This is a genomic window from Streptomyces sp. NPDC039424 (assembly GCF_055639495.1).
This window is the reverse complement of the sequence record NZ_JBVKAI010000003.1, coordinates 275,154-288,808: the sequence shown is the minus strand read 5'-3', so window position 1 is coordinate 288,808 and position 13,655 is coordinate 275,154. Positions and strand designations below refer to the sequence as shown.

11 protein-coding genes are annotated in these 13,655 nt (G+C 71.0%); 1 reads left to right on the top strand and 10 read right to left on the bottom strand.

The annotated features are described in order from the left end of the window. Positions 1-48: 48 nt before the first annotated feature. From ACZ7L0_RS09535 to rsmH, 10 genes are all read right to left on the bottom strand, one after another. The gene (locus tag ACZ7L0_RS09535) at positions 49-852 is read right to left on the bottom strand and encodes a cell division protein FtsQ/DivIB (protein WP_471241858.1); all 804 of its coding nucleotides are present in this window, start codon (positions 850-852) and stop codon (positions 49-51) included. 26 nt (positions 853-878) lie between these two features. Further along, a complete protein-coding gene (murG, locus tag ACZ7L0_RS09530) occupies positions 879-1,967 on the bottom strand; it encodes an undecaprenyldiphospho-muramoylpentapeptide beta-N-acetylglucosaminyltransferase (protein ID WP_471241857.1) in 1,089 nt (362 codons plus the stop codon). A 6-nt stretch (positions 1,968-1,973) separates the two neighbouring features. Further along, positions 1,974-3,338, bottom strand: a complete 1,365-nt coding sequence (gene ftsW / locus ACZ7L0_RS09525) for a putative lipid II flippase FtsW (RefSeq protein WP_471241856.1) — start codon at positions 3,336-3,338, stop codon at positions 1,974-1,976. 86 nt (positions 3,339-3,424) lie between these two features. Continuing rightward, a complete protein-coding gene (gene murD, locus ACZ7L0_RS09520) occupies positions 3,425-4,849 on the bottom strand; it encodes a UDP-N-acetylmuramoyl-L-alanine--D-glutamate ligase (RefSeq protein WP_471241855.1) in 1,425 nt (474 codons plus the stop codon). Then, entirely contained in the window at positions 4,831-5,919 is a 1,089-nt protein-coding gene (gene mraY, locus ACZ7L0_RS09515) for a phospho-N-acetylmuramoyl-pentapeptide-transferase (RefSeq protein WP_471242201.1), read from the bottom strand. Before mraY ends, murD begins: the two co-directional genes overlap by 19 nt. Next, positions 5,919-7,325 carry a UDP-N-acetylmuramoyl-tripeptide--D-alanyl-D-alanine ligase gene (locus ACZ7L0_RS09510; protein WP_471241854.1) on the bottom strand — a complete coding sequence of 469 codons (1,407 nt, stop codon included), beginning with the start codon at positions 7,323-7,325 and terminating at the stop codon, positions 5,919-5,921. The genes mraY and ACZ7L0_RS09510 overlap by 1 nt, the downstream gene beginning before the upstream one ends. A gap of 4 nt (positions 7,326-7,329) precedes the next feature. Continuing rightward, the gene (locus ACZ7L0_RS09505; protein ID WP_471241853.1) at positions 7,330-8,850 is read right to left on the bottom strand and encodes a UDP-N-acetylmuramoyl-L-alanyl-D-glutamate--2,6-diaminopimelate ligase; all 1,521 of its coding nucleotides are present in this window, start codon (positions 8,848-8,850) and stop codon (positions 7,330-7,332) included. A gap of 148 nt (positions 8,851-8,998) precedes the next feature. Then, positions 8,999-10,972, bottom strand: coding sequence for a peptidoglycan D,D-transpeptidase FtsI family protein (locus ACZ7L0_RS09500; protein WP_471241852.1), 1,974 nt, complete (start codon positions 10,970-10,972; stop codon positions 8,999-9,001). 5 nt (positions 10,973-10,977) lie between these two features. Next, on the bottom strand, positions 10,978-11,544 hold the full coding sequence (gene ftsL / locus ACZ7L0_RS09495) for a cell division protein FtsL (RefSeq protein WP_471241851.1): 567 nt from the start codon (positions 11,542-11,544) through the stop codon (positions 10,978-10,980). A 64-nt stretch (positions 11,545-11,608) separates the two neighbouring features. Then, a complete protein-coding gene (gene rsmH, locus ACZ7L0_RS09490; RefSeq protein ID WP_471241850.1) occupies positions 11,609-12,565 on the bottom strand; it encodes a 16S rRNA (cytosine(1402)-N(4))-methyltransferase RsmH in 957 nt (318 codons plus the stop codon). Between the two features lie 322 nt (positions 12,566-12,887). Here rsmH and ACZ7L0_RS09485 point away from each other — a divergent pair, with 322 nt between their 5' ends. Then, a complete protein-coding gene (locus tag ACZ7L0_RS09485) occupies positions 12,888-13,499 on the top strand; it encodes a beta-class carbonic anhydrase (protein ID WP_471241849.1) in 612 nt (203 codons plus the stop codon). Positions 13,500-13,655 lie beyond the last annotated feature (156 nt).

Here is a 13,655-nt window from a genome sequence, read left to right as displayed (position 1 = left end):
TCAGCCATAGCGGTGCCCAACCAGGGTGCTGGCCTGCGCTGATGTGCGTCAACTCCCTGATGACGCAGGGGCCGTGGGCACGCTGACGTCGAAGTACCGTGCGCCGGACGCGGCTTTCATGAGAGCGTTGAGGGTACGGGCCTTTGCGCGGCCGTTCTCGTCGCTGCCCCACTCCACCGTCCGCCCGCCGGTCAACTCCAGCGAGATGTCGTCGTACGAGCGGACCTTGACGACCTGTGTGTCGCGCGCGACGGTGGCCGGAATGTCCCCCGCGACATGCACCGCCGCCCGCACCAGGCCGTCCTCGCCGAAACGGCGCAGGCTCGCGGCGGCCGAACCGGACCGGGACGGGGCCAGTTCCAGAGTCGGAACACGTCTCGGCGGCTGCGCAACCGTGGCGAAACGGACACCTTCATCGTCCACTTCGACGAAGTTTCGGCCCTTTTCGATGAGAAGAACCGGAACACGCTCGGTCACTTTCAGCCCAATTCCGTGCGGCCAGGAACGGACGACGTCCACCACGTCAATTCGGGGCAGTTTCCGGCGCAGTCGCGCCTCGATGGCATCGGTGTCCACGGAGACCATCGGCTTCCCGACCGGCACGCGGGCGGCCTCCCGCACCTCGGCGGGCGTCAGGACGACGGTCCCCGAGACCGAGACGTGGTCGACCCTGAGCCACTTGGAGCCGTAGAGCACCCAGACGGAACCGGCGCCGAGGAGCACCAGGACGGCAGCCAGAATGACGATCACACGAACCCGGGGCAGACGGGGTTTCCGCAACCGCCGCACGAGCGGCGGGCCGGACGACTCCTGCTGGCGGTCACCGCGCTCGGCGGTCGTCGGTCCGGCCACGCTCACTGCCCTCCGTGCATATCGTCCTAACGGCGCGAGGCGATCGCCTCGTACACCATGCCGACGAGCAGGTCGTCGGCGTCCCGGCGGCCGAACTCGCCGGCGGCACGGGACATCTCGTACAGCCGGTGCGGGTCGGCGAGCACGGGCAGGACGTTCTGCTGCACCCACTCGGGCGTGAGCTCCGCGTCGTCGACCAGGAGCCCGCCGCCGGCCTTGACCACCGGCTGGGCGTTCAGCCGCTGTTCGCCGTTGCCGATGGGCAGCGGGACATAGGCGGCCGGCAGCCCGACGGCGGAGAGTTCGGCGACGGTCATCGCGCCCGCGCGGCAGAGCATCATGTCGGCAGCGGCGTACGCGAGGTCCATCCGGTCCAGGTAACTTACCGGGATGTAGGGGGGCATTCCCGGCATCTGGTGCACCTGCGGCAGTTCGTTCTTCGGGCCGACCGCGTGCAGGATCTGGATCCCGGCCTGCTGGAGCCAGGGAGCGACCTGCTGCACCACCTCGTTGAGGCGGCGGGCGCCCTGCGAGCCGCCGGTGACGAGCAGCGTGGGCAGGTTCGGGTCGAGGCCGAAGCGCGCGCGGGCCTCGGGGCGGACGGCGGCGCGGTCCAGGGTGGCGATGGAGCGGCGCAGCGGGATGCCGATGTAGCGGGCGTTCCTGAGCTTGCTGTCCGGCGTGGAGACGGCGACCTGGGCGGCGTAGCGCGAGCCGATCTTGTTGGCCAGGCCGGGGCGGGCGTTCGCCTCGTGGATCACGATGGGCACGCCGAGGCGCTTGGCGGCCAGGTAGCCGGGCAGGGCGACGTAGCCGCCGAAGCCGACCACCGCGTCCGCCTTGGTGCGCTCCAGGATCTGCTCGGCGGCCTTGATCGTGCCGCGCAGCCGGCCCGGGACGGTGATCAGCTCGGGGGTGGGCTTGCGGGGCAGCGGCACCGCCGGGATCAGCGCGAGATCGTAGCCGCGCTCCGGGACGAGCCGGGTCTCCAGGCCGCGCTCCGTGCCCAGGGCCGTGATCCCCACGGTCGGGTCCTGCCTGCGCAGGGCGTCCGCGAGGGCGAGCGCTGGCTCGATGTGGCCGGCGGTCCCCCCACCGGCGAGTACGACATGCACCGAAATTCACCGCTCTCCGGACGAGCGCGCCGCCGAGGCGCGCCGTCTCATCGTGTTCCATCTCCGGGGGCCCCGATCAAGCACGGAACCCCCCGCCCCCCGTTTTCTACCAAAGCGGGGTTGCCGCATCGCAAGCGCTGCCCGCGCAGCGGGCTCGTCGCGCGCGAAGGCGATCAGCAGCCCGATGGCGAACATGGTCGGCAGCAGTGCGGATCCCCCGTAGGAGAACAGCGGGAGGGGCACGCCGGCGATCGGCAGCAGGCCGAGCACCGCACCGATGTTGATCACCGCCTGGGCGGTGATCCAGGTGGTCACGCCTCCCGCGGCATACCTGACGAAGGGGTCCTCCGTGCGTCCGGCCACGCGGATACCCGCATAGCCTAGAGCCGCGAAGAGGGCGAGTACCGACAGCGTCCCCGCCAGGCCCAGTTCCTCACCGGTGACGGCGAAGATGAAGTCGGTGTGGGCTTCGGGGAGTTGGCCCCATTTCTCCACACTCGCGCCGAGCCCGGAGCCGAAGATCCCGCCGGAGGCCAGGGCGTAGATCCCGTGCACGGCCTGCCAGCAGTCGGCGACCCCGGAGCGGGGCTCGGTGGCGCCGATGCAGGCGAGGCGGGCCATGCGGTTGGGGCTGGTCTTGATCAGGAGCACCCCGATCGCCCCGGCGACCGACAGCACCCCGACGAACAGCCGGGTCGGCGCGCCCGCCAGCCACAACAGCCCGAACAGGATCGCGGTGAGGATGATCGCGGTGCCCATGTCGCCGCCGAGCATGATCAGCCCGAGCAGCAGGAAGGTGACCGGCACCAGCGGTACCAGCATGTGCTTCCACTGGGTCAGCAGTTTCCGGTCGTGCTTGCGGGCGAGCAGGTCGGCGCCCCACAGCACCAGGGCGAGCTTGCCGAACTCGCTGGGCTGGATCTGGAAGGAGCCGCCGAGCGAGATCCAGTTCTGGTTGCCGTTGACCGCCATCCCTATCCCCGGCACCTGCACCAGGACCATCAGGAAGACGGCACCGGCGAGGATCGGGTAGGCCAGCGCGCGGTGCAGCTTCACCGGCATCCGGGAGGCGGCGAACAGCAGCCCGCCGCCGAGGGCCGCGGCCAGGAACTGCTTGCGGAAGAAGTACGACCCCGGCAGCGAGAGCTGGAGCGCGGTGATCTGGGAGGCCGAGTAGACCATCACCAGACCCAGCACGGTGATCAGCACGCTGCCGCCGAGGATCAGGTAGTACGCGGTCAGCGGACGGTCCCAGGCCTTCCGCGCGCGCGTGAAGAGCCGTCGTACGGGGTTGTCGCGCGGCGGCCGGGGGGCCGCCGGCCGTCTGACCGCCCGCTGGACCGGAGGACGGCCCGTACGGCTACCGGACATCACCGGCTCCTCCCGCCCTGCACCACATCGACAGTCACGCGTCCCTCCAAGGGTCCCGTGGCACCCGCTGTGGACGGGACCCGCCGTCAGGCGCCCGCGCCGAGTTCGCGAACCGCCTCCGCGAACGCGTCACCGCGCTGGTTGTAGTTGGTGAACATGTCCATGGAGGCGCAGGCCGGGGCCAGCAGCACCGTGTCGCCGGGCTGCGCGAGCCGCTTGGCTTCCGTCACCGCCTGGAGCATCGCCCCAGTGTCGGTCCGGTCGAGGTCGACGACGGGTACTTCCGGCGCGTGTCGCGCGAGGGCCTCGCGGATCAGGGCGCGATCGGCGCCGATGAGGACGGCCCCGCGAAGTCGCTTGGCCGACTTGGCGACCAGTTCGTCGAAGGTGGCGCCCTTCGCCAGGCCGCCGGCGATCCACACGATCGACTCGTATGCCGCCAACGACGCTTCCGCGGCGTGGGTGTTGGTGGCCTTCGAGTCGTCGACGTACGCCACGCCCGCCACGTCGGCCACGTGCGCGATGCGGTGGGCGTCCGGGGTGAAGGCCCTGAGGCCGTCCCGTACGGCCTGCGGAGGCACTCCGAAGGCGCGTGCGAGGGCCGCCGCGGCAAGGGCGTTGGCGATGTTGTGCGGGGCGGGCGGGTTGACGTCGGAGACCTCGGCGAGCTCCTGGGCGTTCTTCTGCCGGTTCTCGACGAAGGCGCGGTCGACCAGGATGCCGTCCACCACGCCCAGTTGGGACGGCGCGGGGGTGCCGAGGGTGAAGCCGACGGCCCGGCAGCCCTCCTCGACGTCCGCCTCGCGCACCAGGTCCTCGGTGAGCTTGTCGGCGACGTTGTAGACGCAGGCGATCCGATTGCCCTCGTAGATACGGCCCTTGTCGGCGGCGTAGGCCTCCATGGAGCCGTGCCAGTCGAGGTGGTCGGGGGCGATGTTCAGCACCGCCGCCGAGTGCGCGCGCAGGGAGGGCGCCCAGTGCAGCTGGTAACTGGACAGCTCCACGGCCAGGACGTCGTACTCCTCGTCGCCGAGCACGGCGTCCAGCAGCGAGACGCCGATGTTGCCCACGGCCGCCGTGCGCAGGCCCGCCGCCTTGAGGATGGAGGCGAGCATCTGCACGGTCGTGGTCTTGCCGTTGGTGCCGGTGACGGCCAGCCAGGGGGCGGCGTCGGGACCCCTCAGCCGCCAGGCCAGCTCGACGTCGCCCCAGACGGGGACGTCCGCTTCGGCCGCCGCCGCGAACAGCGGCTTGTCCGGCTTCCAGCCGGGCGCGGTGACGATGAGTTCGGTGCCTTCGGGCAGGGTGTCGCCGTCGCCGAGGCGCACGGTGACGCCCAGTTCGCGGAGTTCGGCGGCCTGGGTCCGCGCGCGTTCGTCGTCGCCGTCGTTGACGACGGTGACCCGCGCGCCCAGCCCGTGCAGCACCTTGGCCGCCGGGACGCCGGAGACGCCGAGTCCGGCGACGGTGACGTTCTTCCCCTGCCAGTCGGTCACTTGTCCGCTGCCCATCCCGCGTAGAAGAGGCCCAGTCCGACGATCACACAGATGCCCTGGATGATCCAGAATCGGACCACCACAAGTACCTCGGACCAGCCCTTGAGTTCGAAGTGGTGCTGGAGTGGCGCCATCCGGAAGACGCGCTTGCCGGTGAGCCGGAAGGAGCCGACCTGGATGACGACCGACATGGTGATGAGGACGAACAGACCGCCCATGATGGCCACCAGCAGCTCCGTGCGGGAGAGGATGGCCAGGCCCGTGAGGACACCGCCGAGGGCGAGCGAGCCGGTGTCGCCCATGAAGATCTTCGCCGGCGAGGTGTTCCACCACAGGAAGCCGAGGCAGGAACCCATCAGCGCGGAGGCGACCACGGCCAGGTCGAGCGGGTCGCGCACCTCGTAGCAGGCGCCCGGGTTGGTCAGTGTCGTCGCGTTGGCGCAGGACTCCTGGAACTGCCAGACGCCGATGAACGTGTAGGCGCCGAAGACCAGCACGGAGGCGCCGGTGGCCAGACCGTCCAGACCGTCGGTCAGGTTCACGCCGTTCGACATCGCCAGGATCATGAACAGCGCCCAGACGACGAACAGCACCGGGCCGATCGACCAGCCGAAGTCGGTGATGAAGGACAGCTTGGTGGAGGCCGGGGTGTTGCCGCGGGCGTCCGCGAACTGGAGCGACAGGACCGCGAAGGCGATGCCGACGATCAGCTGGCCGGCCATCTTCGCCTTGGCCCGCAGACCCAGCGAACGCCGCTTGACGATCTTGATGTAGTCGTCCAGGAAGCCGACCAGGCCCATGCCGACCATCAGGCCGAGGACCAGCAGACCGGAGAAGGTCGGCGTGGCCGCCCGCTCGGTGGTCCAGCTCGTGATCACCTTGGACAGGAAGTAGGCGGCGACCGTCGCCAGGATGAAGGCGATACCGCCCATGGTCGGTGTACCGCGCTTGCTGGCGTGCTCACGCGGGCCGTCGTCGCGGATGTACTGGCCGTAGCCCTTGCGCGCGAGGAGTTTGATCAGCAGCGGGGTGCCGACCAGGGTCAGGAAGAGGCCAATGACTCCTGCGAACAGGATCTGCTTCATCATCGGGCGGAAACCTCACCCTCGGCACCGGTCTCGAGCAGCGCCTGGGCGACGCCCTCCAGCCCCACCGAACGGGACGCCTTCACGAGAACGACGTCTCCCGGGCGCAACTCGCTGCGCAACAGCTCGACCGCCGCCTGTGCGTCGGACACGTGCACCGACTCCTCACCCCACGAACCCTCGTTATATGCGCCCAGTTGCAGCCAGGAGGCTTCGATCCCCCCGACCGCGACGAGCTTGCTGACGTTGAGCCGGACGGCGAGCCGCCCGACCGCGTCGTGCTCGGCGAGCGCCTCGTCCCCGAGCTCGGCCATCTTGCCGAGCACCGCCCAGGTCCGCCGCCCCCGGCCCATGGCAGCCAGGGCGCGCAGGGCGGCCCGCATGGACTCCGGGTTGGCGTTGTAGGCGTCGTTGACGACGGTCACGCCGTCCGGGCGCTCGGTGACCTCCATCCGCCAGCGGGAGAGGGAGCCCGCCTCCGAGAGCGCGGTGGCGATCTCTTCCGCGGACATGCCCAGCTCATGGGCGACGGCGGCCGCGGCGAGCGCGTTCGACACGTGGTGCTCACCGTACAGGCGCATGGTCACATCGCATGCACCGGAGGGTGTGTGAAGCCTGAAGGCGGGCTGTCCGCTGTCCGTGAGTCGTACGTTCTCGGCGCGTACGTCCGCTTCGGCCGACTCTCCGAAAAGGATCACCTTCGCCTTGGTACGGGAGGCCATGGCCCGGACCAACGGGTCGTCGGCGTTGAGGATCGCCGCACCGTCTTCCGGGAGCGCCTCGACCAGTTCGCCCTTCGCCTGTGCGATCTGCTCGCGCCCGCCGAACTCGCCGATGTGGGCGGTGCCGACGTTCAGCACGAGTCCGACCCTGGGCGGCGTCAGCTCGGTGAGGTAGCGGATGTGGCCGATCCCGCGGGCGCCCATCTCCAGGACGAGGAACCTCGTCTCCTCGGTGGCGCTCAGGGCGGTCAGCGGCAGCCCGATCTCGTTGTTGAGGGAGCCGGGCGTGAACACGGTCGGCGCCTTGCGCCGGAGCACCTGGGCGATCAGGTCCTTGGTGCTGGTCTTGCCCGCGGAGCCGGTGAGGGCGACGAGGGTCGCGCCGAGCCGTCGTACGACGTGCCGGGCGAGGGCGCCGAGGGCGCTCTGGACGTCTTCGACGACGATCGCGGGCACACCGACGGGGCGGGAGGCCAGGACGGCGACCGCGCCCGCCGCCACCACCTGCGCCGCGAAGTCGTGGCCGTCGACGCGCTCGCCGACGAAGGCGACGAACAGGCTGCCCGGGCCCGCCTCCCGGGAGTCCCGGACCACGGGCCCGGTGACCTGGACGGACGGATCCGGTATGTCGTGCGTCTGCCCGCCGACGACTGCTGCGATCTCGGCGAGGGAGAGGGCGATCACAAGTTCATCCCTGGGTCTTCTGGATAGCTTCGCGAAGCACCTGGCGGTCGTCGAAGGGACGGATCACGCCGGCGATGTCCTGGCCCTGCTCATGGCCCTTGCCCGCGACCAGCACGGTGTCCCCGGGCTGCGCCCGGCCCACGGCGTCGGCGATCGCGGCTGCGCGGTCCTCGAAGAGGGCCACCTCACCGCGCTCGTGCGCGGGCACGGACGCCGCGCCCTGGAGCATGGTCGCCAGGATCGCGAGAGGGTCCTCGGAGCGGGGGTTGTCGGAGGTCAGTACGGCCGTGTCGGCGAGCCGGGCCACGGCGGCGCCCATCGGGGCGCGCTTGGTGGTGTCGCGGTCGCCGCCGCAGCCGAGGACGACGTGCAGACGGCCCTTGGTGACCTTGCGCAGGGCCCTGAGCACCGACTCGACCGCGTCGGTCTTGTGGGCGTAGTCGACGACGGCCAGATACGGCTGTCCGGCGTCCACCCGTTCGAGGCGGCCCGGCACACCCGGTACGGCGGCGATGCCGTCGGCGGCGGCCTGCGGGTCCAGGCCGGCGGCGGCGAGGGCGACGATGGCGGCGAGGGTGTTCGCCACGTTGAAGGTGCCCGGCAGCGGAGCCTTGGCGGTGATCCGCTCACCCCGCGGGCCGAGCACGGTGAACGTCGAGTCCGTCGGGCCGACGTGCACGTCCTGGGCGCGCCAGTCGGCGTCGGGGTGGCCCTCGGCGGAGTAGGTGACCACCGGGACGGTCGCCTCCCCGGCGAGCCGGCGGCCGTAGTCGTCGTCGATGTTGACCACGCCGAGTTTGCTGCGCAGAGGGGTGAACAGCTGCGCCTTGGCCTGGAAGTAGTCCTCCATGCCGGAGTGGAACTCCATGTGTTCCGGGCTGAGGTTGGTGAAGACGGCGATGTCGAACACGCAGCCGTCGACCCGGCCGAGGACCAGGGCGTGGCTGGAGACCTCCATGGCGACCGCCTCGACGTCGCGCTCGCGCATGACGGCGAACAGCGCCTGCAGGTCGGTGGCTTCGGGGGTGGTGCGCTCGGACTTGATGCGCTCGTCGCCGATGCGCGTCTCGACCGTGCCGATCAGCCCGGTGGACCTCACCGTCTTCAGCCCGCCCTCGACGAGGTAGGCGGTGGTGGTCTTGCCCGAGGTGCCGGTGATGCCGATCTGGAGCAGGTCCCGGCCGGGGTGGCCGTAGATCGTGGCCGCCAGTTCGCCCATCCGCGCGCGCGGGTCGTCCACGACCAGGACCGGCAGACCGGTCGCGGCGGCGCGCTCGGCGCCGGACGGGTCGGTCAGCACGGCGACCGCGCCGAGACCTGCGGCCTGGGCGACGAAGTCGGCGCCGTGCACGCGCTCGCCGGGGCGGGCGGCGTACAGGTCGCCGGGGCGGACGGCGCGCGAGTCGTGGGTGATGCCCGTGACCCGCGCGTCGCTCTCCGGTCGTTCGGCACCCAGCTGATCGGCGAGCTCCGCCAGGGGTGTGGCGGAGGCCTGAGCCGGTCGCGGCGGTCCCGGATAGGTCACGGAAGCGCCCTTCTGGGTGGTTTGGGACTGATCAGCGTGTGGCACGGCGGTGAGCGTACCGGGCGCACCCTCTTGGGAGCGAAGCGAGGGGCGGGGGGCACCGGGTTTCCCGGGATCGGGAGTGATCGTTGTCACGGGGTCTTCCTGATCAGGGCTTGAAGTCGACGGGCAGGTTCGCGGCCTTGGCACCGGTCGGCGGGATCTGCAGGGTCTTCAGCGCGAACTCCATCACCTGCTTGTAGATGGGGCCGCAGATCTGGCCGCCGAAGTAGCTGCCGGTCGTGGCGTTCTGGATCGCGCAGTAGACGGTGACGCGCGGGTTGTCCGCGGGTGCGAATCCGGCGAACGACGACGTGTAGCCGCGGTACTTGCCGGTGGCCGGATCCACACGGTTGGCCGTACCGGTCTTGCCGGCCACCCGGTACCCCGGGATGCGTGCCTTGATGCCGGTGCCCTGCTCGTCGTCCACCACCGACTCCAGCATCCTGGCGAGGGTCTTGGCGGTCTTCTCGCTGATCACCCGCGTCTTCTTGGGCTTCGGCGCGGGTACGAAGCGGCCGTCGGCGCCCTTGGTGCCGCGCACCAGGGTCGGCTGGACGCGGACGCCGCCGTTGGCGACGGTGGAGTAGACGGAGGCCGCCTGCATGGCGTTCAGGGACATGCCCTGGCCGAAAGGAATCGTGTACTGCTGCGACGTGGACCACTTGCCGGCCGGGGCCAGGATGCCCTTGGTCTCGCCGGGGAAGCCGAGCCCGCTGTAGCTGCCGAGGCCGAACTTGCGCAGATAGGAGTAGAGCACCTTGTTGGCCTGCGGCTGTGTCTTGCCGAGCTGGCCGGTGGCCAGGATGGTGCCGATGTTGCTGGACTTGGCCAGCACGCCGTTGAGCGTGAGGTACCAGGTCGCGTGGTCGATGTCGTCCTGGAAGAGCCGGTCGCCGCGGTGCAGCCGGTTGGGTACGACGACATGCGTCAGCGGGGTGGCGACGTTCTGCTCCAGTACGGCCGCCATCGACATGACCTTGGCGGTGGAACCGGGCTCGTACGCGTCCTGGACGGCCGCGTTGCCCATCGCCGCGCCGTCGGCCTTCGCCAGGTCGTTGGGGTCGAAGCCGGGCGAGTTGGCCATGGCCAGGATCTGGCCGGTCCGGGTGTCCTGGACGATCACGTAACCGCGGTCCGCCTTGGACTTCTTCACCTGCTCGGTGATGGCGTTCTGCGCGGCCCACTGGATGTCGCGGTCGATGGTGAGCTCGACGTCGGAGCCGGGCACGGCGGGGGTCTCCGTGGAGCCGACGGTGGGCACCTGACGGCCGCCGGACTGGGCGTAGCGGACCTTGCCGTCCTTGCCGGTCAGCCGCTTGTTCAGCTGCTGCTCGATGCCGCCGCCGCCCTTGCCGTCGGCGTTGACCCAGCCCAGTATCCCGGCGGCGAGGTCGCGGTTGGGGTACACGCGCTTGCTGCTGGGGTCGGAGAAGACGCCGGCGAGGACGTTGACGGTGGAGTGGTCCGTGGCCGCCTTCTTGGTGAGCGCGGTCCTCAGGTCCTTGATCTGGTTCCAGACCTCCGGGGTCTGGCGGCTCGCCAGCTTCACATACCGCAGGCCCTTGTTCGCGGGCCGCAGCTTCTTCACCAGCGCGGCCTGGTCCTGGCCCAGGATCGGGGCGAGCAGGGCCGCCGCCTGTTCGGGGCCGTCGTCGATGCCCAGCTGCTTGCGGGTGAACATGGTGGGGTCGGCCGTGAGGTCGTAGGCGTCCTCGCTGATCGCGAGGGCCACCCCGTTGCGGTCGGTGATCCCGCCGCGCTCGGCGGCCAGGGTGTGGACCACGTACCGGTTCTGCTCGGCCTTGGCGGTGTACGCGCTCGCGTCGACGGCCTGGACCTGCAGCAGACGTACGACGAAGGCGAGCAGCACCAGGGTCAGCGCGAGGCTCACCATGCGCAGACGCGGGCGCGGGCTGCCGAGCCGGATCGTACGGGGAGCCGGCGGCCGCGGCCGGCTCGGACGCCGGGCCGGCCGGGCCCCGGGACCGGGACGCCTGACACCCCCACCGTCCGCGGTACGGGGCCGGGGCGGCTTGGCGGGGCCGGGCACACGGCGGCGCGGCGGTTCCCTGTCGGACACTTCCGTCACCTGCCGGGGGTCGTGGTCGTGGCGGGCTGGGGGGCGGCGGGGGCCACCACGGGCGCCGGGACGGCGGACACCGAAGGGGCGGGCGGCGCGGGGGTGGGCGCCGAAGGGGTGGGCGGCGCGGGGGGCGGTGGGGTGGGTGCGGGTGGGGGTGTGGTGGCGGGGGCCGCGAGGGGGACGGCGGGGGCGGCGGGCCGGTCGGCGACGGCGGGGCTGGGGACGCCCTTGACGGTGCCGTTCGGGTCGAGGAAGGCCGGGTCGCCGCCGGGCACCATGCCGAGTTCCCGGGCACGGCGCTGGAGGGCGTCGGGAGCGGAGAAGGCGTCGATGTCCCGCTGGAGGGCCTGCTGCTCGTCGGTGAGGTTCTTGGTCTGCTTCTGCAGGTCGTCGAGTTTGAACGACCCCTCGCTGAGCGCCGAGTTCAGTACGAGCAGTCCGATGAGGCCGCCACCGAGGAGCAGGACGACGAGGAGCACGAACGGGGTGCGCGCCGCCTGTCCCGGCCCCGCCGGGAAGAGCCGCGCGAGCCGGGCCGCCCGCCCCCTCAGCTCGGGTTTCCTGCTCACGTGCCCTCCGGTGAGTTCGGGGACCCGACCGACTGAGTCCGGGGATCCGGCCGACCCAGCTCGCTCACTCGACGTCCTCCCTGATGCGCTGGGCCCCGCGCAGCCGTGCCGGAGCGGCCCGGCGGTTCTCGGCGATCTCTTCCTCGGTGGGAAGTTCGGCACCGCGCGTGAGCAGCTTGAGCCGGGGCTGGTAGCGCTCGGGGACGACCGGCAGGCCGGGCGGTGCGGTGGTGGCGGCGCCGGCCGCGAACACCTGCTTGACCAGACGGTCCTCGAGCGAGTGGTACGACAGCACGGCGATCCGCCCGCCCACCTGGAGCGCCTTCACCGCGGCCGGGATCGCCCGCTCCAGGACGGAGAGTTCGCCGTTGACCTCGATGCGCAGGGCCTGGAAGGTGCGCTTGGCCGGGTTGCCGCCGGTGCGCTTGGCGGCCTGCGGCAGGGCGTCCCGGATCAGCTCGACCAGCCGGGCGCTGTGGGAGAAGGGCTCCTTCTCGCGCTCCCGCACGATCGCGGCCACGATCCGCTTGGCCTGCTTCTCCTCGCCGTACGCGCGCAGTATCCGGACGAGTTCACCGGCCGGGTAGGTGTTGAGGACCTCGGCGGCGCTCATACCGGTCGTCTGGTCCATGCGCATGTCGAGAGGGGCGTCCTGGGCGTAGGCGAACCCGCGGTCGGCCTCGTCGAGCTGCATGGAGGAGACGCCGAGGTCGAACAGCACGCCCTGCACGCCCGGGATGCCGAGCCGGTCCAGCACCTCGGGAAGCTCGTCGTACACGGCGTGCACGAGGGTGGCCCGCTCCCCGTACGGCGCCAGCCGCTCTCCGGACAGCCGCAGGGCCTCCTTGTCGCGGTCGAGGGCGACGAGCCGGGCCTCGGGGAACCGGGTCAGCAGCGCCTCGCTGTGGCCGCCGAGGCCGAGGGTGCAGTCGACGACCACCGCTCCCGGCCGCTCCAGGGCGGGCGCCAGCAGGTCCAGGCACCGCTGGAGCATCACCGGGACGTGTCGACTCTGGCTCAAGGGGGCCTCTCATGTGCGGCGCGGGCGGTACGCACCGCCGGGTCCCCGCCCGCTCGCGAAGGGGAGGCCTGCCGGCGCCGGAGGCGTCAGCCGGCCGGGAGCGGGAGGAGGCCGGGCCGTGCGTACGCGCCGCGCGGGGAAAGTCAGTCCAGCAGGGAGAGCGTCGCCTCCCGCTTCGCGTCACTTTAGTCCACCCTGTCTCGCGGTCAATCAACTGGCCTGCGCGTCGCGTACCGCATCCCGGCCGGGCCCGCAATTCGAAAGGAATCACCCGTACGGCGCGGGTTTGCCCTCCGTGTGGGTTAGCTCACAACAAGCCACGATGACGTTCTTTGTCCCCTCTCACAGCAGGCCGGGAACGCGGGTGACCAGTAACGTCATGACTATGACGACTTCCGCAGCAGCTCCCACTGGATCCGAAGACGCCATAAACAGCGGCGACAGGGTCACGGACCGCCTCGTGACGGCCAACCGGCGTTACGCCTCCGCGTTCACCGACCCCGGCATGGACGCCCGCCCCGTTCTGCACGTCGCCGTGGTGGCCTGCATGGACGCCCGGCTCGACCTGCACGACGCGCTCGGCCTTGAGCTCGGTGACTGCCACACCATCCGCAACGCGGGCGGTGTGGTCACCGACGACGTGATCCGCTCCCTGACCATCAGCCAGCGCAAGCTGGGGACGCGCAGCATCGTCCTCATCCACCACACCGGCTGCGGCCTGGAGTCCCTCACCGAGGACTTCCGCACCGAGCTGGAGATGGAGGTCGGCCAGCGTCCGGCGTGGGCGGTGGAGTCCTTCCGGGATGTCGACCAGGACGTACGGCAGTCGATGCAGCGGGTGCGCACCTCGCCGTTCCTGCTGCACACCGACGACGTGCGCGGCTTCGTCTTCGACGTCAGGACCGGTCTGCTGCGCGAGGTCGACCCGGGCTGACCGTCCTGCCCGCCCCGAAAATCCCGCCGCCGGCATCGAAAGTCCAGTCGAAAAGGTCGTAAGACCGACAAAGTGCGGGCAGTTGTCCACAGGCGAGTGACACGAATCGGTAACGGCGGCAAGAATGCGAGTGTGACGTCACGCGGAACTGTTTCC

Bases quoted from the DNA above. Each gene is read 5' to 3' on its own strand.
- ftsW (WP_471241856.1), bottom strand. From the start codon at position 3,338: ATGTCCGGTAGCCGTACGGGCCGTCCTCCGGTCCAGCGGGCGGTCAGA.
- murD (WP_471241855.1), bottom strand. From the start codon at position 4,849: ATGGGCAGCGGACAAGTGACCGACTGGCAGGGGAAGAACGTCACCGTC.
- mraY (WP_471242201.1), bottom strand. From the start codon at position 5,919: ATGAAGCAGATCCTGTTCGCAGGAGTCATTGGCCTCTTCCTGACCCTG.
- ACZ7L0_RS09485 (WP_471241849.1), top strand. From the start codon at position 12,888: ATGACGTTCTTTGTCCCCTCTCACAGCAGGCCGGGAACGCGGGTGACC.